The sequence below is a fragment of the Ruegeria profundi genome, assembly GCF_049800715.1.
GTDB classification, from domain to species: Bacteria; Pseudomonadota; Alphaproteobacteria; order Rhodobacterales; family Rhodobacteraceae; genus Ruegeria; species Ruegeria profundi_A.
The window spans coordinates 726,000-748,631 of sequence record NZ_JBNAFO010000001.1 but is presented as its reverse complement, the minus strand read 5'-3'; the positions used below and the strand labels follow the sequence as shown (position 1 = coordinate 748,631).

The window sequence follows — 22,632 nt, the reverse complement described above, 5'->3', positions numbered from 1 at the left end:
CCGCATCAGCGCACGATCCCGAAAAACAATGACAGGGAGTTTCAACATGGTAAGCCGCCTTTTGACGTCGGTCGCGATCCTCGGCCTGAGCGCAGGCATCGCCGCCGCCGACTACAAGCTGACCATTCTGCACACCAACGACATTCACAGTCGGATCGAGTCGATCAACAAATACGACTCCACCTGCGATGCCGAGGATGAGGCCGAAGGGAAGTGCTTTGGCGGTGTGGCGCGCTTGAAAACGGCCGTTGACGCTAAGCGCGCTGAACTGGCGGATGAGAATGTGCTATTGCTGGACGCCGGCGATCCGTTTCAGGGCTCGTTGTTCTACACGACCTACAAAGGTGCCGCCGAGGCCGAGTTCATGGAAGCGATCGGTTATGACGTGATGGCCGTCGGCAACCACGAATTCGATGACGGCCCCGAAGGTCTGGCCGCCTTTATCGATGCGGTCAGCTTTCCCGTGATCTCGGGCAATCTGGACCTGTCGTCTTCGGCAGAGCTGAAGGACAAGGTGCAAAACCACGTGGTGCTTGAGGTGGGTGGCCAGAAGATCGGCATCATCTCGGCCCTGGCCACGGATACTGTGGACACGTCCAGCCCGGGCAAGGACGTCGTTTTTCAGGATGAGGTCGAAAGCCTGAAGGCGGATGTGGCTGCTTTGGAAGCTGAAGGTGTAGACATCATCATCGCGTTGAACCACGTGGGTCTGGCTCAGGATATCAAGATCGCCGAACAGGTGCCCGGCCTTGATCTGGTTGTTGGGGGGCACTCGCACACCCTGCTGTCCAACACGGACGAGGACGCGGCTGGTGCATACCCGGTGATGGTGGGCGATGTTCCGGTGGTTCAGGCCTACGCCTATTCGAAATATCTGGGCGAGATCACCCTGACCTTTGATGATGACGGCAATCTGATTTCGGCAGAGGGTGAGCCGATTCTGTTGGATGCCTCCGTCACACCGGACGAGGGCATCGCGGCACGCGTCGCAGAAATGGGCGCCCCGATTGAAGAGATGAAAGGCCGCGTCGTAGCCAGCTCAGCTGCAACAATCGAAGGCTCGCGTGATGTCTGCCGTGTGCAGGAATGCGAGATGGGCAATCTGGTTGCAGATGCCATGCTGGACCGCGTTGCGGATCAAGGCGCTCAGATCGCGATTGCGAATGCGGGCGGTCTGCGTGCCTCGATCGACGAAGGCGAGGTTACCATGGGCGAAGTCCTGACGGTCCTGCCGTTCCAGAACACCCTGTCGACCTTTGAGATCAACGGGCAGGGCGTGATCGACGCGCTGGAAAATGGTGTCAGCCAGGTCGAAGAAGTCAAGGGCCGCTTCCCGCAGGTCGCAGGCCTGACCTTTACATGGGACCCCTCAGCCGCCCCGAACGAAGGGCGCGTCACCGAGGTGATGGTCGCGGATGGTGACGGTTTTGCTCCGATTGATCCCTCGGCCACATATCTGGTTGTGACCAACAACTACGTGCGCAACGGCGGTGACGGCTACAGTGTCTTCGAAGGCGACGACAAGAATGCCTATGACTTCGGCCCGGATCTGGCTGATGTGACGGCGGAATATCTGGCCGAAAATGCGCCCTACCAGCCTTATCTGGATGGTCGCATCAAGCAGAAGTAAGACCTGAAAAGCCGTGCCCGTGGGGTGCGGCTTTTTCTTTTGGCTGAAATCGCATCCCGCAACGATCCGGGATTGGACGACGGACTGATGTGCGGACGGTTTGCAATCACTTTGCCCAATGACGCGATGGCGCAGCTGTTTGCCGCGCGCCCTGCCAATGCCTTGCCCGAGGTGCCCAACTATAACGTCTGCCCGACCAATCAGGTGCATGTGGTCCGGGCCGGAGACTCGGGCCGTCAGTTGGATGCGCTACGCTGGGGTTTTCTGCCCCATTGGTACAAGGCCGAAAATGCAGGCCCCTTGTTGATCAACGCACGGGCCGAGACACTGGCCGAAAAACCCGCTTTCCGCGACGCCTGCCGATCGAGGCGCTGCCTGATCGTGGCGACGGGGTTCTATGAATGGACCAAGTCCCAGCAGGGCACGCGCCTGCCGTGGTACATCCACCGCAAGGACGGTGCGCCTATCGCCTTTGCAGGCGTCTGGCAGGACTGGGGGCCGGAAGAGGCGCGACAATCCACCTGTGCGATTGTGACGACACAGGCGAACCAGAACCTGTCGACCATTCACCACCGGATGCCATTAATCTTAGAATCCGACGATTGGTCCCTTTGGTTGGGAGAGGCGGGCAAAGGTGCGGCGCGGTTGATGCAACCGGGTGCCGAAGACGTGCTGGAGTTTCATCGTGTCGACCCCGCCGTGAACTCCAACCGGGCGTCTGGCCCGGACCTCATCGAAGTCATCGAGGACTAGCTGCGAATGCGTTCCCCTTGCATGCGCCCAAAAGACAGGCTTTTGGTATGGCACTGAAATTCACAGATCTACCGCAGCTCTACGCGCACGGGTTCGATACAGTTATCGATGTCCGCAGCCCGGCAGAATTTACTGAAGACCACCTGCCGGGGGCGATCAATCTGCCGGTTCTGGACAATGAAGAACGCGCGCGGGTCGGTACGATCTACAAACAGAAAAGCCCTTTTCTGGCGCGAAAACTCGGGGCGGCATTGGTGTTCCGTAATGCAGCAAACCATATCGAGCATCGCCTCAGCCATCATGAGGGGAACTGGCGGCCCTTGGTCTATTGCTGGCGCGGAGGGCAACGCTCGGGCTCGTTTACATGGACGTTGCAGCAGATCGGCTGGCAGGCGGATGTCGTCGATGGAGGTTATCGGACCTATCGTCGGCTGGTGAAGGCTTACCTATACGACCAGCCGCTGCCCTTCCAACTGATCGCGCTGGATGGCTACACCGGCACCGCCAAAACCGAGTTGTTGCACCATCTGGATCGCCGCGGCGTACAAGTGGTTGATCTGGAGGGGCTTGCCAATCATCGCGGCTCGTTACTGGGCGAAAGGCCAGGTGGGCAGCCCAGTCAGAAAGCCTTCGAATCCTCCCTGTCAGCCGCATTTTGCGCGTTGGACCCATCTCGCCCTGTGGTGGTTGAGGCGGAATCGTCGAAAATAGGCGATCGCATCCTGCCACCCAGCGTCTGGACCGCGATGTGTGCCGCACCGCGTATTCATATAGACGCGCCTTTGTCTGCCCGGTCGGCTTACTTGACTCAGGCGTATGACGACATCTTGTCGGATACCGAGCGCCTTCGGGATCGCTTGTCTCCACTGCGATCTCATCGCGGGCATGAGGTCGTGGACGGGTGGTTGAACCTCATGTCGTCCGGCGACAAACAAGCTTTGACGCGTGCGTTGATGGAGCAGCACTATGATCCAGCCTATGCCAAATCCCAGCGTCAACACCCGGCCAAGATTTTGGCGCGGATCGAGATTGCGCAGTTGGATGACAATGGCCTGAGGGGCGCGGCGGATCGCATCAAAAACACGCTGGATCAGCTTTGAAGGTTCAACCCCGGAGTGTCGGTCAAATGCCCGATCCGCGCGGCCGGGTAGCCCGCCGCTCGCAGATCCTCAAGCAATTTGTCGGCGATCTCGGGTGCTACCGCAGCCAGCAGTCCGCCCGCTGTTTGTGGGTCGAACAACAGCGACGCTTTGCCGTCCCTAGGCAGCTCGGGAGCTATAGAGCGGTTGTCTGCAAAAAGCGTCGATTGGATGCCGGCGTCGCTCAGCTCGATGGCTCCGGGCATCAAGGGGACGGCCTCAAGATCAAGCAAAGCACCGCAATCTGATGCCTCGCACAACCCGTTCAAGTGCCCGGCCAAGCCGAACCCTGTGACGTCGGTCATCGCATGGGCCCCTGCCAGAATGCGCGACGCTGCGCCTTGCGGTTGGGTCATCATCTCATAGGCTTGCGCGACCGTTGCGCCTTCGGCCCGTCCGGCCATTTCGGCAGCCATCAAAACGCCGCTGCCGATGGGTTTGGTCAGGATCAGCACATCGCCGGGCCTGCCGCCCGCCAATGTGATCGGGTCCTTGGCGCAAAGCCCTGTCACCGTGAAGCCAATTGTCATCTCATCGCCCATCGAGCTGTGGCCGCCGACGATCTCGGCTCCGGCGTCTCGCATGACGTCGCTGGCGGTTTGCATGATCTCGGAAAGCGTCCGTTCTTGCAGGTCAGAGGACATGCGCGGCAGGATGAGAGTGGCCGTTGCAGCCTGCGGCGCGGCCCCCATAGCCCAAATGTCCCCCAACGCATGGACCGCAGCGATACGGGTCATCAGGGCGGGGTCATCGGTGACGCTGCGCAGGTGGTCCGTGGTGATGACCTGCCGCGCAGTCCCGGTTGTCAGCAGCGCGGCGTCATCGCCCGGCATTGCCGTCACGTCTTGGCGCAATGGCTCGGGCAGCGCAGCCAGAGCGCCGCGCAGCGCGCCGCGCCCGAGTTTCGCCCCACAGCCGCCACACATGGGTTTGTCACCAAGGGTTTCGGCCATACCGGCGGCGTGCGCGCGCGGGAGGGGTGGGGTCGCCATGGCAGGGAGATCGCGGAACTTGTTCATGAAGCTCTGGTCGATATGGTCCTTCCAGCACCACATCAGAGCGCCGCTGAAGGACGTGCCCAGACGCTCGGCCAACGCGGACTTGCCGCCCAATGAGATAAGCTTCAGATAGTCCTTCTGCGGCACATAGCGCTGCATGATCCCAGCCCCCAGCGCCGCGCGCAGGTTGTTGAACAATACTGGCGCCTCGCGCACCGCGTAGACGCCTGCTTTGGGGCGCGGGTTCTCGGTCAGGTGGGCGCAGTCTCCGGCGGCGAAGATGACGGGGTCGCTGGATTGCAGATGGCCGTTCACGCGGATGAAACCTTCTTGCAGGTCCAGCCCGGTGTGCTGGATCCAGCTATAGGGTCTCGCCCCCGCAGCGCCGGTCACAAACTCGGCAGGGATCTGGCGGCCATCGTCCAGTGCGACATGATCTGCGGCGATCTCTTTTATTGAAACTCCCTCGAGCACGTCGATGCCAAGACCGGCCATAGCCTTGCGGATCGTCGCTGCGGCCTTGGGGCCGGTCGCTGTCAGGGCCGAGGCATTTTCGATCAGCGTGATCCGCGCGGGTCTGCCCTTGGTTTCCAGCGCGTGGGCCATGGCCATCGCCAGCTCGACCCCAGCGACGCCTCCGCCTATCACGGCCACCGAGGCAGGGCCGGTGCTGTCTAGATATGCAGTCCAACGTGCGGCAAAGGCGCCCAAGGGTTTGGCCGGAACGGCATGGTTTGCAAAACCAGGCAGGGCGGGCATGTCCGAGGTGATCCCGACGTTGACCGAGGCGACATCGAATGCCACCGGAGGCCGTCCCGGCACATGCACATGGTGCTGGTCAGTGTCGATCCCCTCAACCGCGCCCAGAATGACCCGTGCGCCCGCGAAACGGGCCAGACGGACCAAATCAATGTCCAGATCAGAGCGGGAGTAGTGACCGGCGACAAAACCGGGCAGCATCCCTGAATAGGGCGCAGTCGGGCCAGGGTTGATCACCGTTACGCGCGCGCCGGGCAGAGGGTTCATGCCCCATTTGCGCAGCAGCAAAGCATGGGTGTGACCTCCGCCAATCAAAACCAGATCACGGGTCAGGGGCAGCGGAGGGTTATGCATCTGGCTCAGTTCGTGCTGTGATCAGGGACGTCTTCAACCTGCTCGACCGCGTGGGTGGCCCAAAGCTCATCCTCGCCCGCATCCGGCAGATCCTGCGGCTTTTCATGACGATGAATGTGCCATTTGGCAATGAACAGGGCCGTGATCGGGGCCGTCAGAAACAAAAACAGCGTGATCAGCAGCTCATGCATCGACAGTTTGCCCTCAAGCAGCACGGAATGTGCGATCGAGGCCAACAGAACGCCGCCGACACCCAGCGTTGTCGCTTTGGTCGGCGCGTGCAGGCGCGACATGGGGTCCTTCAGCTTGATCATTCCAAACGACCCAACGAAGCCGAAGATACCCGACATGATCAGGAAGGCGGCGATCAGCAATTCGACGAGAAATGTCATGTCGCCCTCACTCGATAATGTTGCCGCGCAGCATGAACCGCGCATAGGCCACTGTTGAAACAAAACCCAGCATGGCGATGATCATGGCAGCCTCGAAGAAGATCTCGGTGCCTTGATCCAGACCGTACAGGATCATCAGCGCGATGGTGTTGATCACCATCGTGTCCAGCGCCAGAACGCGGGTGCCGACACCATCGGCGGTGATGATCCGCCACAGGCACATCATGATAGCGGCTCCGAAGCAGGCGAAGGCGAAGTAGATCGCATAATCAATCATTCGAAAATCTCCTTCAGGCGGCGTTCGTAGCGCTGTTTGATCTGATCGCGTACGGCCTCGGGGTCGGGTGCATCGAGGCAATGGACCAGAAGGTTGTGCCCTTGCGCCGACAGATCACAGCTGACGGTGCCCGGAGTCATGGTGATTGTCCCGGCCAGTACGGTGATTGCCTCGGGCGTGCGCAGTTCAAGCGGGACGCAGATCCAGTTGGGCTGTCGGGCGTCGTCGCGTTTGAAAAGGATGATCCGGGCGACGGTGATATTCGCGATAACGATGTCCCAGAGCACCACCAGGATGTACTCCGCTACCATGGGCCAGTTGCGCAGTTTGGGGCGATCTGGCCAGTAGGGTTGGGTGATAAAAGGAATGATGATCCCGAGAATCAAACCAAAAACGAGCGAGTTTAACGACCCGTTATTGGCAAGGAGAACCCAGACCAGTGTCAGCAGAAAGCTCAGGTGAGGGTGTGGGAATATGCGGTGTAGCAGCTTGATCATTCTGCCTCTCCCAATACGGCCGAGATGTAGTCTTCGGGTGTGAACAGTTGCTCGGCGGTTTTGTTGGTGTATTCGAGCGCGGGGCCTGCAAACAAGGTCAGCAGGATCAGACCGCCGACCAGACCGAAGACCGCTGTAAATGCCAGTCCTGGGTGCGGTTCAGGGGCGGGTTGAGGCTCGGCGTCTTCCTCTTCGGGCTTAGGGTTATGGTCCACGTCGTGGCTTTTCCAAAAGATCAACGTGCCGGCCCGTGCCAGACCAACGATAGTGACAAAGGATCCGATCAATATGACCGCCCAGACCGAGGTTGCGTCAGGTGCATCCCGGGCCGCATCCAGAACCAGCAGCTTGCCGATAAAGCCGGACAGCGGAGGCATCCCGGCCATCGCAATCGCCCCCACAAAGAACAGCGCTGAGATCAATCCGGTCTGCGCCATTGGCTTCGTGGGCGCGATGGCGCCTCCTCGGCGTTCCATCACCAGATCGGCGACAAGGAACAACAGGGCCGTCGCAAGCGTCGAGTGGAACACGTAGTACAGCGCGGCTGCACTGGCATCCGGCGTGAACAGCGAAATGGCAATCAGCAGCGTACCCATCGAGGCGATAGCACAAAAGGCGACCATTCGCGCGATATGTTGCGAGCCGAGGATGCCGATGGCCCCGACGGCAAGCGTAACTAGCGCGGCAGGTTGCAGCCAATTACCAACCAGCCCTTGCGTTGCCTCGACCTCCGGGCCGAAGGCCAGAGTGTACATCCGGATGATCGAATACGCCCCAACCTTGGTCATGATCGCGAACAGGGCCGCCACGGGTAGGGGCGCGTTGGCGTAGCTGGCAGGTAGCCAGAAATGCAACGGTAGAACGGCGGCCTTGATACAGAACACCAACAATAGCAACACAGCGCCAACCCGCAGCAACGCGGTATCCTCGGGCGGTATCTCGGCCACGCGCAGGGCAATGTCGGCCATGTTGAGCGTGCCAGTCACACCATAGAGTGTGCCCAGGGCAAACAGGAACAGGGTCGATCCCAGCAGGTTATAGGCCACGTATTGCACGCCAGCCTTCAGCCTGACCGCTCCGCCGCCATGGGTCATCAGACCGTAGGAGGCGATCAGTAGGACCTCGAAGAACACGAACAGGTTGAAGGCGTCTCCGGTCAGGAAGGCCCCGCATACGCCCATAATCTGGAAGTGGAACAGGGCGTGAAAATGTTTGCCACGCTCGTCCCAACCCGAACCGATGGCGTAGAGCACAATGGGCAGGGCCAGCAGGGCGGTCAGCAGAACCATCATGGCTGACAGCCGGTCCAACACCATGACGATCCCGAAGGGGGCGGGCCAGTTGCCCAGCTCATAGACCTGAATGTCGCCTCCCGCCGCCTGCGCGGTGATGGTCAGGGCAATGCCCAGCAGGGCAACAACCCCCGCGACCGAGAAAATGCGCTGCAGGTCGAGGTGATAGCGCAGGACCATGATGATGAAAGGGGCAAGGATCGCAGGAAGGACGATCGGCGCAACGATCCAGTGGTTCATGCGTCTTCTCCCGGCGCGTCCACGCTGTCATGCGGGCTCATGTCGATATGGTCATCCTTCGAGGACAGATAGGCCGAGAGCGAGATCATCACGATCACCGCCGTCATCCCGAACGAGATCACGATGGCTGTCAGCACCAGCGCCTGCGGCAGCGGATCGGTATAAGGGACGTCTTCGTATTTGTTCAGAACGGCAGGCGAATTCAGCGCCAGACGTCCGGTTGCGAACAGGAACACGTTCACCGCATAGGTGATCAGCGACAGGCCAAGAATGACCGGGAATGTTCGACGACGCAGGATCAGGAAAATCCCGGCGGCGGTCAGAATACCTACGGCAGAGGCAACGAGCGCTTCCATCAGGCCTGCTCCTTCTCTTGTTCTTCTTCCGGCGGAGCATCCCGCAGCGGGTTGATATCCATCGGGAACTCCTGCGCCATGCCCGGCTGCCATGCAAAGCGGGACAGGCTATCCAGCGCCAGCATCACCGCGCCTAGAACCGCGAGGAATACTCCGGTGTCGAACAACATGGCGGTGGCCCATTCAAACTCTTCCAGCGGTGGCCAGTTGATGTAGCCGAAATCGCTGGTCAGGAAGGGGCGTTCATTGAACCAAGCGCCAAGACCGGTGGCGGCGGCGATCAACACGCCCCATCCGATGGTGCCGTGATAGTAGAACCTTTGCCGTTCGATCGCCCAGGTGTAGCCGCTGGCCATGTACTGCATCAGATAGGCGATGGCGACGATCAGGCCGGCGATAAAGCCGCCTCCGGGCTGGTTGTGGCCACGGAAGAAGATGTAGGCGCCCACCATCAGGGCAATCGGCATCATCACGCGGGTCACGACGACCATCATCAGCGGATGCGAGTCGCCCGATTGCGGCCAGTGCGGCTTGCGGTTCAGCAGGTAGCCTCGGACATTGCTGCTCAGGACCGCTTCGGTCAGGGCAAAGATGATCAGCGCCGCGATGCCCAGAACGATGATCTCGCCAAAGGTATCAAAGCCCCTGAAATCCACGAGGATGACGTTCACCACGTTGGTGCCGCCACCACCTTTGTACGAGTTGGCAAGGTGGAATTCGGAAATCGTCGGGAAGGCGAAATCACGCAGCATGATCGCATAGACCAGAGCACCTGTCCCAAGCCCGGCCACGACCGAGATCGCGGCATCCCGCCAACGCCGCGCGGCGGTGCTGTCCCATGGGGTCTCGGTCGGCAGGAAGTTCAGCGACAGCAGCAACAGGATCATCGTCACCACCTCGACTGAGATCTGCGTCAGTGCCAGATCCGGAGCCGAGAGGTAGTTGAACGCAACCGAGACGATCAGCCCGACAACACCAATCAGAACCAGCGACAACAGGCGGTTACGGTGGAACCACATGATGCCCAGCGTTGCGCCGACCAGACAGATCCAGCCAACGATCGGAATGATCTGCGCAGGCAGCGGCACGCGGGTTTCAACTCCGATCGTCCCGGTGGAATAGGCGTAATAGCCAAGCCCGACGGTAAAGGCGACAAAGATGATCGCATACCGGCTGAGGACACCATTGTGCAGCTCATCCGTGATCCATTGGCTGAGGCGGGTGAAGGCGTGGATCACGGCCTCGAAGATCACCTTGGCCTCAGGCCGGGGCAATGCGTTCCAGAATTGCTGGGCGCGTTTGTGTTGCGACATCAGTAACAGACCGCCCAGCGTGGCGACAACGGACATATACAGCGCAGGGGTAAAGCCGTGCCACAGTTTCAGCGAATAATAGGGCAGCTTGTCGCCACCGATCACGGCGCTGGATACGACGGCCACCAGCGGGCCGACGATGGCCGCTGAATAAAGGCCGATCAGCACGACCAGAACGACCATGAAGGCGGGTGCCAGCCAAAGCCCGACCGGAGGGTCATGCGGATGGGCCGGGTAATCCTCGCGCTTTGGTCCAAGGAAGACATGGCTGACAAAGCGGAAGGAGTAGGCCGCCGAGAACAGCGCTGCCAACAGGGCCAGACCCGGCACCAGATAGTGAGAGTTCAACCAAGTGGTGTGGACGGTTTCCTCCAGCATCATCTCTTTTGACAAAAAACCGTTCAGCGGAGGCAGACCAGCCATGGACAAAGCTGCGATGGTGCCAATGGTGAAGGTAATCGGCATCAGATGACGCAAGCCGCCCAGCCGTTTGACATCGCGCGTTCCGGTTTCGTGATCCACGATCCCGGCGGTCATGAACAGCGCGGCTTTGAATGTCGCGTGGTTGATGATGTGGAACACCGCGGCCACGGCTGCAAACTTGGTGCCAAAGCCCAGTAGCATTGTGATCAAGCCCAGATGTGACACGGTTGAGAACGCTAGCAGCGCCTTCAGATCGTCCTTGAACAGGGCGATCACGGCCCCCAATAACATGGTCACCAGACCGGTCGTTGCGACGATATAGAACCACGCCTCCGTCCCCGCCAGAACCGGCCACATCCGCGCCATCAGGAATAACCCGGCCTTTACCATGGTGGCCGAGTGCAAATAGGCGGAAACCGGCGTCGGGGCAGCCATCGCGTGAGGCAGCCAGAAATGGAACGGGAACTGCGCCGATTTGGTGAAACAGCCCAGCAGGATCAGGATCAGCGCGGGCAGATAGTAGGGCGAGGCCTGGATCAGCTCTTTGTTCTGCAAAATCACGCTGAGGTCATAGGACCCGACGATATTTCCCAAAATCAGCATCCCGGCAATCATCGCCAAGCCACCGCCTCCGGTGACGGCCAGCGCCATGCGGGCGCCTTGTCGGCCTTCGGGCAGGTGTTTCCAATAACCGATCAACAAGAATGAACTGAGCGAGGTCAGTTCCCAGAAAATGAGCAAAAGCAGGATGTTATCGGACAGAACAATCCCAACCATCGCGCCCTGAAACAGCAGCAGATAGGTGTAGAACTGCCCCATCGGGTCTTCGCGCGACAGGTAGAACCGCGCATAAAGGATGATTAGCAGGCCGATGCCGAGTATCAGCAGAGCAAACAGAAAACCCAGCCCGTCCAGCATGAAATTCGCGTTCAGCCCCAGCCCAGGTATCCAGTCAAACCGCGCTGTCACGACATCGCCGCGCATCACACTGGGGATATGGATCAGCAACCCCATCAAGGCGAGGAAAGTGGTCAACCCTGCGGCCGAGGCGGCTGCATTTCGTCCCGCCCGTATCAGGAGGGCTGGGAAAACAGCTCCGAGGAAGGGAAGGGCCGCGATGAGGAATAGGGACAAGTGCGATACTCCGGTCTGGGCGGTCAATATGACAGATTTTGTAGGATAATTTAATGATTGTCCAAAAATTGCAAGGTTTTGACAGATGTTAAAAGGTGTATATCGAACCTATCTTTCTGCGTGATAATGACGCGAACTTGATCCTGCTGCCGGAATTCCCCGGCGCGCGATTGCAACCCTTGTGATAGAACCAAGCCATGAGTGCAGGAGAACGCCATATGGCAGACGGGAAAAGCCGAACGCGACGGTGGGTATTGATGGGCGGGGCAGGCGCAATTGCCGCAGGATTTGCCATTCGTGAGTACCGTTTGATCCCGCAGGACTACACGGGCGGCCAACTGGAAGTGACGCAGGCGCATCAGAAAGCCGTCGCCGGAGATGTGTTGCTGGTGGACATCCGCACACCTCGGGAATGGAAGGCCACAGGCGTCGGGCAAGGGGCGCAGCCTCTGGATATGCGGCGCGAGGATTTTATTCCGGCATTGGTGCAAATGGCGGGCGGTGACATGTCCGCCCCGGTGGCGTTGATTTGCGCGCGCGGGGTCCGCTCGGCACGGTTGAGCAACCAACTGACCGCAGCCGGGTTTACCAATATCATTGACGTGCCCGAGGGCATGTTGGGTTCGGCCGCGGGGCCGGGCTGGGTGCGGGCCGGTCTGCCGGTTGAGACCTTTGTTGAGGGGGCATGATGAAACACAAATACTGGCTATCGTTCTGTCTGGCCGCAGCGGCGCAACCGGTCTTGGCCGATTGTGGCCCGGATGAAGGCACCTGCGAGATCGCTTTGGGCGCGTATCACATCGAACTGCCCGAAGCTGAAAACCCGCCTCTGGTCGTGTTCCTACATGGCTACGGAGGCAGCGGCTCAGGAACGATGAACAATCGCAGTATGGTCGAGCCTCTGCTAGCGCGCGGCTATGCGGTGATGGCACCGGAGGGGTTGGAGCGGCCGGACCGGGGCGGCATTCAAAGCTGGAACTTCTATCCAGGCTTTGGTGAGCGTGACGAAACGGCCTTTCTTAGCGAAGCGGTGGATGACGCTGCAGAACGGTTTGGCATTGACGGCGAACGCGTTGTTCTAGGAGGGTTTTCCGCCGGCGGTTTCATGGTGAACTATCTCGCCTGCGACGCGCCCGAGACCTTCTCGGCCTATGTCCCCGTCTCAGGTGGTTTCTGGCGTCCGCATCCTGAATCCTGCGCCGGGCCGATCCGCATGTTTCACACCCATGGCTGGATCGACAATGTCGTTCCGCTCGAAGGGCGTTTGCTGGGCGGTGGCCGTTTCCATCAAGGCGATATCTTTGCCGGGCTTGAGATCTGGCGTGAGGCAAATGGCTGTGTTGATACCAAGCCCAGCGGATTCTCGACCACGGGCCAGTTCATGCGGCGCAACTGGATGGGATGTGCCGAGGGCAGCGCGCTGGAATTTGCGCTTTTCCCCGGCGGTCATACCGTGCCCAGCGGGTGGGCGGATATGATGCTGGACTGGTACGAAGGATTGCCCGGCGGTTGATTATTCCGCCGGGGTCATGCTGCCCTTGCCCTCGATCAGACGCTTCAACTCATTTCGATGACGACGGGCCGAGCGGGTGATGGCGGGCTCGGCAAAATCCTCGCGCATGCCGACCATACGGCGGGCGGTACCAGCCGACACACCGCTGAGCGCCGACAGCGGAATCGCTAGCGCAAGGCTGATCGCAATCGGGGCCAACCAGACCGAGACCAGCCCGGCCAGAATACCAACGCTAAGTGCTATGCCACTGACGGTTTCCAGAGCGTGGCACAGGACCAGCGTGCGTAAGGAATAGCTGCCACCGTCACGCGCCTGCGGGGACCAGCCCTTTTGGATGCCCAATGCCGTGCGGAATACAGCGATCATCTGCTGCACCATTAGGATTGGCGCGTAGAGGATCGACAGGATGACCTCGAAAAGGAACGAGGTGAAGAACCGCCGCCAGCCGCCGAAATCGGAATAGCGCACTCCACTGAGAGGAAGGGCGGCAACACCCAGAACCTTGGGGGCCAGAAGCATCGCATACATGACCAGAATGATCAGTACATGGCGTGTCTCAGACATCTCTGGCCATTGCGGGAACAGAGGGTTGTCGGGACTGAAATAGTGCAGGACCGAGGCGTCCTCACCCTGACCAATCAACGCCCACATAAGCAGTAGCGCAAACCACAGCGGGGACATCAAATAGCCGACCGCCCCGTGGAACATATGAAACCGCGAGACGGACCGGAACCCGCGCGAGCCCAGCAGTTTCAGATGTTGCAGGTTCCCCTGACACCAGCGGCGGTCCCGCATGGCGTGGTCGATAAGGGTGGGTGGTGTTTCTTCGTATGAACCACGAATGCGCGGCAGGAACCGAACGGCCCACCCGGCACGGCGCAGCAGACCGGCCTCGACAAAGTCGTGGCTCATGATCAGCTTTTCCTGCCCGTTGAAGGCGCGCAGCTTGGGCAGTCCGGCACAGGTGGCAAAAGCCTTTGTGCGGATGATGGCGTTGTGGCCCCAATAGTTGCCCTCTTGCCCACACCAGCGGGCCAGGCCTTCGGCAAACGCGATGCCGTAGACGCCATTGGCGAATTGCTGCATCCGGGCAAAAACCGACTGAGCACCAATGAGTTGCGGGTAGCTTTGGATCAAGCCCGCGCTTGGATCACGCGCCAGAGAATCCGTCAGACGGGCAATCGCGCGGCCCGTCATCAGGCTGTCGGCATCCAACACCAGCATGGCGTCCCAATCGGCGCCCCAGCGGCTGACCCAATCGGCGATATTGCCAACCTTGCGGTCGGTATTCTGTTCGCGACGGCGGTAGTAGAGCTTCAGGTCGGGGGCCAGCGTGGTGCGCAGCGCCTCGATACTGGCTTGCTCTTGCGCGGCGATGTCCGGATCGCGGGTGTCCGAGAGGATGAACATCGCGTATTCATGCTGCCCGCCCCGGGCGCGCAGCTCTTCCAGCATGGTTCGGGCATTGCCCAGCACGAACCACGGCACCTCGTTGTAGGTTGGCATCAGCAGGGCAACGCGCAGCGGCTGCGCGCGGTCTTGTCTGACCGGGCGCTCTTGCCGGGACAGAGAGATCATGCCCAGCAGCACGGTGCAGACCGTGAAGGAGATCCAGAAGAAGTTGAACGAGATCAGGGCCAGTAGGATGGCTTCGACAAGGTTGATGCCTTCAGATCCGAACCAGTCGCTCATGACCCATAGCAAACCCAGCGTGGCTGCCATTGCTGGCGAAAACGCCAGCGCGCGCCAGAACCCGGCCGATGGGCGGGCACCCGCAGGTACCTGCACATCACGGAAACCGCTGCGGAAATCCTGCGCGGGCATTGCCAGCGGTGCCTCGGGTGGCATGATATGCAGGTCGCGGCTCATGCGGTCCAACGGTACAGCCAGACTTCGGAGGCGGGTTGCTTGCCGACCAGCAATTGCGCGCGAAGCTCCACATGGTCTCGTTCGCCCGGCTGGAACGAGAACGCCAGACGCACACCGCCGGTATCGGGGTTACGCTGCAACACACCGTCCGAGGTTTTCGCATGAGGCGAATTGGCGAAAATGCTGACCGCCTCCAGATCATCGAACAGAGGGCTGGGCTCAAAGTCGATCACGGCCAGACGGCCCTCGCCAAAGGTGTTCTCACCCATCGCCGTGTTGATGACCCGAGGCATCGGCGTGCGCTGTGGTTCCTCGCCCCAGACAAGGCGATAGCTCAGGTCAACCTGGCTACCGGCGGCATAGGGTTCTGCGGGACGCCAGTAGGCGACGATATTGTCGTAGATCTCCTGATCGGCGGGGATCTCGACCAGCGTCACCGTGCCCTTGCCCCAATCAGAGCCGGGTTCGACCCACAGGCTGGGACGCTTATGATAGTTCGCCTCAAGATCCGCATAGTCCGAGAACTCGCGCTTGCGCTGCATCAGGCCAAAGCCCTGAGGGTTCATGTCCACGAAAGACGAGATTTGCAGACGAGTCGGATTCGCCAGCGGACGCCAGATCACCTCACCCGCGCCGTTGCGGATCAGCAGCCCGTCACTGTCATGGACAGCCGGGCGGAAATCGTCGAACCGGCTGTGATTGGTCTGATCGAACAGGAACATCGAGGTACCGGGCGCGATACCCACATGCGGCAGCTCTTCGCGTGGGAAGAGGGTGGCCTCGATATCCATGATGCAATCGGCACCGGCGGTGACGTTAAAGCGGTATGCACCGGTCACGCTCGGGCTGTCCATCAGGGCGTGGACAACCATGTTGCGCTGACCGGGTTCGGGTCGTTCCAGCCAAAAGCGGATGAATTCGGGGAATTCCTCGCCATCCGGGTCGCCGGTTTTCAGGGCTAGGCCGCGGGCAGACAGGCCGTAGACTTCGTGCAGACCAATGGCGCGGAAATAGCTGGCCCCCTGCCAAACGCAGAATTCATCGGTCTTACCGGGGCGGTGCATTTCCGTACGCAGACGCAGGCCCGAGAACCCAAGCGTTTCGTCGATTGGAAGGGTCGGGACCTCTTCGGCCTTGTCAAACATCTCAAGGTCGAAAGCGACCGGCTTGGCCATCCCGTTCTCGACAGTCGAGACCTTGACTGTGCGCGGGAAATACAGGCCGGGGGTGAAGAAATCGACGTTGAAGGGGGTCTCGGTCTCGTACCAAAGCGCGCGGTCCAGCCGGAACCGGATCGAGCGGTATTGCGTATAAGTCAGGTCCTGCCATTCCTGCGGCACCATCTCGCGCTCGGCAAACGGACGGCTGGCCAGTTCACGGGCGAGTTCGATCACGTCATTGCGGTCGAACGGAACCTCTGACCCTGAGGCAAAGGTGGCCGGCGCCAGAAACAGCGCAGAGGTCGAGGCCAGAAATGCGCGGCGAGTCAGATTCATTTCTTTGATTTCCATGGCTGAGATTTGAACCAGGCGGCCAGATAGGCCACCCCGATGATCATGGCAAAGCCAATCATGTTGGCGACAAAGACACTGGCAACATCGCGCTCGGTCTGATCCAGCGCGACCCCGATCAGGCGCGCTGCGGCCATCGAGAAGACAAAGACCGCCAGCGATTGCTGCCCGACTTTAGTGATCAGTTTCAGAACCACCTGCCAGATGCGCGCGCCCAGAGAGTGCCCGGTGGCGATCAGACGGTGACCATGCGCACCTGCAACGACCCAGCCCAGATAGGCCAGCGACAGGAAGTGGATGTAGCGGAACAGGCCGAACTCGGTCTTGCCGCGCAGTTCTTTGGTCAGAGGCCACAGTTCGCGGATTTGTTCGGCCAGCCCGGGGGCCACGGATTGAACCCACAGGAAAACCTTCCACGACCCAAAGGGCGCGGACAGAACCAGAAAGGCAATGGCCGCCCAGATCAGGGTTTTTGATACCGGAGGAGCTGGAATCCAGCCGCGCATAAAGGCGAACCCGGTGAAAAACAGCAGCTGCCAACCGAATGGGTTGAAGAACCATTGGCGGTCCGACCAAGGCTCAGCCGGAAGGGCCAGCGCTCCGGTCTGAGCCACAAGCCAGATAGCGATCGACACAGCCGCCATCAGCCAAAAGCTGACGCGGTAAAGGGCCATGTAGAGCGGCATCATCGCCAGAACAACCAGATACATCGGCAGGATGTCGAAGTAGTTCGGCACATAGGTCAGGGTGAAAATCCCGACCATTTGCGGCAGCGGGTCATTGAAGAAATGCTGCAGGTTCAGCGACGATACGTAGCTTTTTTCAAACAGGCCGGAATTGTCCAGAGCGGCCATGCTCATGGCCACAAAGAAGAACAGACAGATATGCGCCCAGTAGACCTGCCAGATGCGGAAAGCCACGCGGGCCGTCCCCATCCACCAGCCTTTGCGCAGGAACGCGCCGCCAAAGGCGATGGCCGAAGCCATGCCCGAGCAAAACACGAAGATCTCGGTCGCATCCGAAAACCCGAAACGGGCCGGGATCCATTTGGCCCATGGGTCGTTCGGGATATGGGCGATCAGGATGATGAACATCGCAATGCCGCGATAGAAATCCAGTCGCGGGTCGCGCACACGGGCAGTGGGCGCTGCGGCCGAGGCCGCAACAGTCGCAAAATCAGAAGCGGGCGAAACAGTCGCCATACGTTTTCTGTCCTTCTTGGTCTTTTTGTTATTCAGCCGGGACGCTTTGTGCGTCGCCGTTGTCGCGGGCCGCGTTAATCAGGGCGCGGCGCGCGAGTGCGTAATTATCCTCACCACCGGCGCGTTTGGCGCGGCGGTCATCCAGAATACGCTCGACCGCATCCAGGCGCCCGGCGCGCAGGCCGGAATCAATTGTGATGCGCTCGAATACATCACGTTGGGCGTGACTGCCACCGGCCAACTGCATGCCCGAGCGGGCGGTCGACAAGAAATCAAACGCCGCGCCGTACAGACCGTCCCCAAAGGCCTCAAGCCCCTTGGCGGCGGCTATGCCGGGGTCAGACATGCGGATCGGCGTGTCGCCTTGGTTGCGCTGGGCGTCTTTCTGGATGCGCTGTAGCATCTTGGCCGTAGCGTCAGAGCGGTTGTCGCCGGTCAGCGCCAGCAGATAGTGCAGGTCGGCAAAAATCAGGCAGCCATCTTCGGTCCGTGCGGCGCTAAGATCGGCCAGCTCCTCCCACCGGTGGCCGACATCAATGCCCTCAAGCTCCATCCGGGACAGCAGCGAGGTTGCGTTCGAGATATCGCGATAATCGTCAGTCTTGTCCTTGCGGATATGCTGGTCATAGAGGTCGATGACCTGATCAACCTGACCCAGATCCAGATGCATCAGCGCCTTGTGCCACCAGACGTGATAGCGGAAGTTGTTGCAATGGGCCCAGGCGTCCTCACGCCCCGCCAGCCAATCCAGACCCAACTGAGCATTGCCCGTCATCTCGTGAACATGGGCGACTGCGTGCAGACCCCAGGCATCGTCGGACACCATCCATAGGGCCTGACGACCGGCAATCTCGGCCTTGTCATAGGATCCGGTCTCTTCCAGGGCGAAGGAATGACAGCCCAGCAGATAGCCACGGCCCGCATGATCCGGCTCATAAGCGGGCATGACTCGTTCGATCGAGCGCCGCATGCCCTCCGCATCGCCCAGCACAAACCGGGTCGCATGGCTGAGCTTCATCGCCAGCGAGTCGGTCGGATGGGCGCGCAGCACCTCTTCGAACTTCTGCACGGCCTGCGAGGGCACGTCCGCCAGATAGAGGGACAGGGCCTTAACAAAAAGCTGCTCTCGCTTCGAGATGGGCTGGCGTTTCATCGCTTCATTGGCGGCGCTCAGCGCGTCGACGGCTACGGGTAGCATCTCGCGTCGGCCCAGAAGAACCATGAACAGGCCCTTGACCGCGTGGCCCAGAGCAAAATCGGGCTCAAGCTCCAACACTTTTCCCAAATGATGAGGGGTAATCGCCGCATGCGCCATGAACCCAAGCAGAACACCGTCCCATGCCTCGACGGCCGCCGGGTGGGTCAGAGTGTTCATCTGTCCAAAAACGTCTTGTTTCATACTTGGGTCCAATCTGGTTGCGGTATTTGACACTGTTCGATTTACCAGAGTCTGCGACGGCGTCGTAACAGTATCGACCCTGCTCTCGAATTGGTGAAATCGCGTGTGTGAAAAAAGTGAAAAAAACCGCCGATTCAAGGGCATGTTTCAGCAAGTTGCTGCCGAAACATGCAAGTGTTTCAATCTTCGAACGGGTTTTCAGCGCTTAAAATATCATCAGTATCGGCCCCGAAGACCGGTGGCGCATGCCGATATGTTACAGGTGTGAGCGACAGGTTGAGCGGATTGCCGATCAGATTCACCTCTGCCGGTTGGGCCTGCATGGCGATCTTCATCTGCCGCGCGGCGACCTGATCGGTGTCAAACACCTGATCCACCGTTTGCACCGGGCCGACGGGTACCTTGCGGGCCTCAAGCTCGGAAATTACGGTCGTCGTCGGATGCTGTTTCATCGCCGGGCGCAGGATCGCGTTCAGTGCGTCACGGTGCTCCAGTCGCGCCGGATTGGTGGCAAAGCGTGCGTCGTCGGCAAGATCCGCGTGGCCGATGAACGCGCAGAACCTGCGGAACTGGCTGTCATTTCCAACGGCCAAAATCACGTGACCATCTGCTGTCTCATAAACCTCATATGGGACAATATTAGGATGTCCGTTGCCGCGCCGCTGAGGTACCTGGCCCGAGGTCAGGTAGTTTGTGCCTTCATTGATCAACCATGAGATCTGTGCATCCACCAAGGCAAGGTCGATCTGTTGCCCTTCACCGGTCTGATCGCGGTGGCGCAAAGCTGCCAGAATACCAACGGTTGCGTACATGCCGCACATCACGTCGGCGATGCCGACGCCTACCTTCATCGGAGCGCCGTCTGGGTCGCCGGTCAGGGACATGATCCCACCATACCCTTGCGCCATCAGGTCATAGCCGGGCTTGCTGGAGTTTGGTCCCGTTTGCCCGTAGCCGGAAATCGAGCAATAGACGAGGCCGGGAAGATCCTGCGACAAGCTGTTGTAATCCAGCCCGTATTTCGCCAGCCCGCCGGGTTTGAAATTCTCGATCAGGATATCAGCATGCGAGGCCAGCCGCTTGATCTCGGCTTGTCCTTCGGGTGTTGCAACGTCGATGGCAACAGATTTCTTATTCCTGTTGGCCGACATGAAATACGCGCTCAGGTCGGAACGGTTGCCCGCTTCATCCTCAACATACGGAGGGCCCCATTGCCGCGTATCATCCCCACCGGTCGAGGGGTTTTCGATCTTGATGACACTCGCGCCCAGATCGCCCAGAAGTTGGGTGCAGGTCGGTCCGGCCAGAATGCGCGACAGGTCCAGAACCTTTACGCCTTTCAGCGGCCCATTAGATTCGGCCATCATATCCTCCACGTTCGATCTCGGCAGCGATGACGGTGAAGCGGTCGGCTTTGACCGCCTCAACCAGTGCTGCACGCAGTTCTGCGCGGTTGCGGACCGTGTGTCCATAGCCTCCGAACGCGCGGCCCAGGGCGGCAAAGTCATGACGGTCGAAATCGACCCCGTTATTGCTCATCTGCCGTTGGCGTTGTTTCAACTCGATCAGGGCGAGGGAGGCGTCGACAAAGACCAGAAAGATCGGGTTGCCGCCCATTTCGGCGGCGGTCGACAGCTCTCCGGCGACCATCAGGAACCCGGCATCGCCCGAAAAGCTGATCACAGGACGGTTCGGTTCCGCCAGTTTCAGCCCAATCGCCATCGGAACAGCGCAGCCCATGGTGCAAAGGGCCGAGGACTGGATCAGCCCGCGTGGCTCCGAACACGCCCACATCTGGCTGAGGAGAATGCGGTGCGCGCCGCTATCCGCCGTTGCCAAAGTATTCGCGGGCAGGGCGGCACGGGTTTCGGCGATCACGCCAGCTGGCCCCCAATCGTCATTCTGTGGGAAGGCTTCTGCCAATGCGGCTTTGACCTTCGCAGGCTCTCCGGCAGGCCATGTGGCGCGGGCGGGGTTGCCTTTGGCGATGGCCTCGAGGGTCTCGCCAGTATCGGCGACAAGGTTTAGCCCGGCCTGATGCATGTAGTGATCATTGACCACGGCCGAGATATCGATCACGCGCGTTTCTTCGGGATCCCAGATCTCGCGCCAGCCGGGGCGCATTTCGATAGGGTCATAGCCCAGGCACAGAACCAGATCGGCCTGTTCCACCAGCGCGACAAGGTGTTTGTCGGCCAGAGGGGACAACCCGGCACCGCCCAGACACAAGGGATGATCTTCGGGCACTACGCCTTTTGCTTTGTAGGTCGTGACGAAGGGGATGCTGAAATGCTCCAGAAACGCCTGAACCACGCTGCGCGAGTCGTCATATAGGACGTCCAGCCCGATGATCGCAATCGGACGCTCGGCTTCGGCCACCCAGCGTCGGGCTTTGGATAGGCAATCGCCTTCGGGGGCCACTGCGGCCACTTTGGCCAGACGGCGGCGTTTCGTCGATAAGACGCGGGTATCCGCGACCGAGATCGGTACGTCGATATGCACCGGGCCGGGGCGGGGCTGGTTGGCAAGCGACACCGCTTTGTCTGCGATGATATCCGCGCCCTCGGCGGTGAGGGTAAAGGTCCCTTTGGTGATCGAGCGATAGACTTGGCTGTGGTCCATGACCTGATGCGTGTAGGTCAGCGCTTCATCCGCGTCGACGCAGCCGGTCAGCACGATCATCGGCACCCGGTCTTGCAGCGCGTTGGCAACCACGTTGATCCCGTTCATCGCGCCGGGACCAAGGGTTGCAACCAGTATCGCAGGCGCGCCATCGCGGTGATGGACTGCTTCGGCCATGAACCCGGCTGCGTTCTCGTGTTTGGTCAGATGAAAGGTGATGCCAGCTTGTTCCAGCGCGCCCACCAGCGTCAGAACCTCACCGCCCGGCATGCCGAACGCATGGCGACACCCTGCCTCATACAATCTTTGAGCCAGTAGATCCGCCGCGCGGGGAGAGAGGTCCTGCATCAGTCATGCTCCGAGAAAAAGATATGTGACAGCAAATGTCTGACACACCGGCAAGAGGCAAGCGGGTTCACATCAGTGTGACTATTTGACGGCTGTTTTCGCGATCGATTGAAACTTTTGGTCCAGTTCTGCGGCAATATCGGACAGGGCCTGCCCGCCCTGACTCGTGTAGGGCTCAAACACAAAGCTGGGGGTTTTGTAGGACAAGCGCGCGCTGCCGTCGTCATTTTCGGTCACATAGAGGCGAATCGGCGCCTCGATCATCGCAGCGGTCGAGGTTTCGAGTACCCGCACCGCATAGTCGTTGTTGAATACGCCGATCACGCGATTGCCCGGAATGGTGATCCCACGGGCCGCCGCCGCTTTGGTCGGCCCGGCCTGAGTGACAACGATCAGCCCGTGTTCCTTGACGGCAGCCTTGGTGTCGGCCACCAGCGCGTCATAGGATTTCCCCGTGTCATGAACCGCCCATCCCGGCAGGGCCTGATCCGCAAGGGCAGGCGAGGCCAGCAAGCAGATTGCAGCGCAGATTGCTCTCATCACAGGGTCTCCGTCTTGTTGGTGCCCAACTAGAGCAGGTTTCGCCCATCGCTGCATTCACATTTTCGTAT

At 60.2% G+C, this 22,632-nt stretch carries 19 protein-coding genes; 5 read left to right on the top strand and 14 right to left on the bottom strand.

Annotated elements, in window-relative coordinates; translation table 11 throughout:
* Positions 1 to 46: 46 nt before the first annotated feature.
* The 3 genes from ACP15L_RS03735 (at position 47) to mnmH (ending at position 3,483) form a co-directional block, all read left to right on the top strand.
* The gene (locus tag ACP15L_RS03735; RefSeq protein ID WP_425083172.1) at positions 47 to 1,630 is read left to right on the top strand and encodes a bifunctional metallophosphatase/5'-nucleotidase; all 1,584 of its coding nucleotides are present in this window, start codon (positions 47 to 49) and stop codon (positions 1,628 to 1,630) included.
* An 87-nt stretch (positions 1,631 to 1,717) separates the two neighbouring features.
* The gene (locus ACP15L_RS03730) at positions 1,718 to 2,383 is read left to right on the top strand and encodes an SOS response-associated peptidase (protein ID WP_425083211.1); all 666 of its coding nucleotides are present in this window, start codon (positions 1,718 to 1,720) and stop codon (positions 2,381 to 2,383) included.
* Positions 2,384 to 2,430: 47 nt separating this feature from the next.
* The gene (gene mnmH / locus ACP15L_RS03725; protein WP_425083171.1) at positions 2,431 to 3,483 is read left to right on the top strand and encodes a tRNA 2-selenouridine(34) synthase MnmH; all 1,053 of its coding nucleotides are present in this window, start codon (positions 2,431 to 2,433) and stop codon (positions 3,481 to 3,483) included.
* Here the strand turns inward: mnmH and selD are convergent.
* Genes selD through ACP15L_RS03690 form a run of 7 tightly spaced genes read right to left on the bottom strand, consistent with a single transcriptional unit; the run spans position 3,474 to position 11,557 of the window.
* Positions 3,474 to 5,633, bottom strand: coding sequence for a selenide, water dikinase SelD (gene selD / locus ACP15L_RS03720; RefSeq protein ID WP_425083170.1), 2,160 nt, complete (start codon positions 5,631 to 5,633; stop codon positions 3,474 to 3,476). The two genes, mnmH and selD, sit on opposite strands and share 10 nt — an antisense overlap.
* A 5-nt stretch (positions 5,634 to 5,638) precedes the next feature.
* Positions 5,639 to 6,025 (bottom strand): Na+/H+ antiporter subunit G, encoded by a 387-nt coding sequence (locus ACP15L_RS03715; RefSeq protein ID WP_170374220.1) that lies wholly within the window; start codon positions 6,023 to 6,025, stop codon positions 5,639 to 5,641.
* Positions 6,026 to 6,032: 7 nt separating this feature from the next.
* Positions 6,033 to 6,302, bottom strand: coding sequence for a K+/H+ antiporter subunit F (locus ACP15L_RS03710; protein WP_152457439.1), 270 nt, complete (start codon positions 6,300 to 6,302; stop codon positions 6,033 to 6,035).
* On the bottom strand, positions 6,299 to 6,796 hold the full coding sequence (locus ACP15L_RS03705) for a Na+/H+ antiporter subunit E (protein WP_170467657.1): 498 nt from the start codon (positions 6,794 to 6,796) through the stop codon (positions 6,299 to 6,301). Before ACP15L_RS03705 ends, ACP15L_RS03710 begins: the two co-directional genes overlap by 4 nt.
* Complete coding sequence (locus ACP15L_RS03700; protein ID WP_425083169.1) at positions 6,796 to 8,331, bottom strand: monovalent cation/H+ antiporter subunit D; 1,536 nt, start codon at positions 8,329 to 8,331, stop codon at positions 6,796 to 6,798. Before ACP15L_RS03700 ends, ACP15L_RS03705 begins: the two co-directional genes overlap by 1 nt.
* Complete coding sequence (locus tag ACP15L_RS03695) at positions 8,328 to 8,687, bottom strand: Na+/H+ antiporter subunit C (RefSeq protein WP_170374216.1); 360 nt, start codon at positions 8,685 to 8,687, stop codon at positions 8,328 to 8,330. Before ACP15L_RS03695 ends, ACP15L_RS03700 begins: the two co-directional genes overlap by 4 nt.
* On the bottom strand, positions 8,687 to 11,557 hold the full coding sequence (locus ACP15L_RS03690; RefSeq protein WP_425083168.1) for a monovalent cation/H+ antiporter subunit A: 2,871 nt from the start codon (positions 11,555 to 11,557) through the stop codon (positions 8,687 to 8,689). Before ACP15L_RS03690 ends, ACP15L_RS03695 begins: the two co-directional genes overlap by 1 nt.
* Before the next feature lie 218 nt (positions 11,558 to 11,775).
* Between ACP15L_RS03690 and ACP15L_RS03685 the strand changes: the two genes are divergently transcribed.
* Together ACP15L_RS03685 and ACP15L_RS03680 are read left to right on the top strand one after the other, a co-directional pair.
* Positions 11,776 to 12,246: a rhodanese-like domain-containing protein gene (locus tag ACP15L_RS03685; protein ID WP_425083167.1), complete on the top strand. Its 471-nt coding sequence runs from the start codon at positions 11,776 to 11,778 to the stop codon at positions 12,244 to 12,246.
* Positions 12,246 to 13,070, top strand: a complete 825-nt coding sequence (locus ACP15L_RS03680; protein WP_425083166.1) for an alpha/beta hydrolase family esterase — start codon at positions 12,246 to 12,248, stop codon at positions 13,068 to 13,070. The genes ACP15L_RS03685 and ACP15L_RS03680 overlap by 1 nt, the downstream gene beginning before the upstream one ends.
* On the opposite strand, the gene mdoH is transcribed toward ACP15L_RS03680, so the two are convergent.
* From mdoH to ACP15L_RS03645, 7 genes are all read right to left on the bottom strand, one after another.
* Positions 13,071 to 14,939: a glucans biosynthesis glucosyltransferase MdoH gene (gene mdoH / locus ACP15L_RS03675; RefSeq protein ID WP_425083165.1), complete on the bottom strand. Its 1,869-nt coding sequence runs from the start codon at positions 14,937 to 14,939 to the stop codon at positions 13,071 to 13,073.
* Entirely contained in the window at positions 14,936 to 16,435 is a 1,500-nt protein-coding gene (locus tag ACP15L_RS03670; protein ID WP_425083164.1) for a glucan biosynthesis protein, read from the bottom strand. Before ACP15L_RS03670 ends, mdoH begins: the two co-directional genes overlap by 4 nt.
* Positions 16,432 to 17,652, bottom strand: a complete 1,221-nt coding sequence (locus tag ACP15L_RS03665) for an OpgC family protein (protein ID WP_425083163.1) — start codon at positions 17,650 to 17,652, stop codon at positions 16,432 to 16,434. Before ACP15L_RS03665 ends, ACP15L_RS03670 begins: the two co-directional genes overlap by 4 nt.
* 28 nt (positions 17,653 to 17,680) lie before the next feature.
* Positions 17,681 to 19,051 carry a tetratricopeptide repeat protein gene (locus tag ACP15L_RS03660; protein ID WP_425083162.1) on the bottom strand — a complete coding sequence of 457 codons (1,371 nt, stop codon included), beginning with the start codon at positions 19,049 to 19,051 and terminating at the stop codon, positions 17,681 to 17,683.
* Positions 19,052 to 19,230: 179 nt separating this feature from the next.
* Positions 19,231 to 20,415 carry a CaiB/BaiF CoA transferase family protein gene (locus tag ACP15L_RS03655; RefSeq protein WP_425083161.1) on the bottom strand — a complete coding sequence of 395 codons (1,185 nt, stop codon included), beginning with the start codon at positions 20,413 to 20,415 and terminating at the stop codon, positions 19,231 to 19,233.
* Complete coding sequence (locus tag ACP15L_RS03650; protein WP_425083160.1) at positions 20,402 to 22,021, bottom strand: thiamine pyrophosphate-binding protein; 1,620 nt, start codon at positions 22,019 to 22,021, stop codon at positions 20,402 to 20,404. The genes ACP15L_RS03655 and ACP15L_RS03650 overlap by 14 nt, the downstream gene beginning before the upstream one ends.
* An 81-nt stretch (positions 22,022 to 22,102) precedes the next feature.
* Entirely contained in the window at positions 22,103 to 22,561 is a 459-nt protein-coding gene (locus ACP15L_RS03645) for a DUF302 domain-containing protein (RefSeq protein WP_425083159.1), read from the bottom strand.
* Between the last annotated feature and the right edge of the window lie 71 nt (positions 22,562 to 22,632).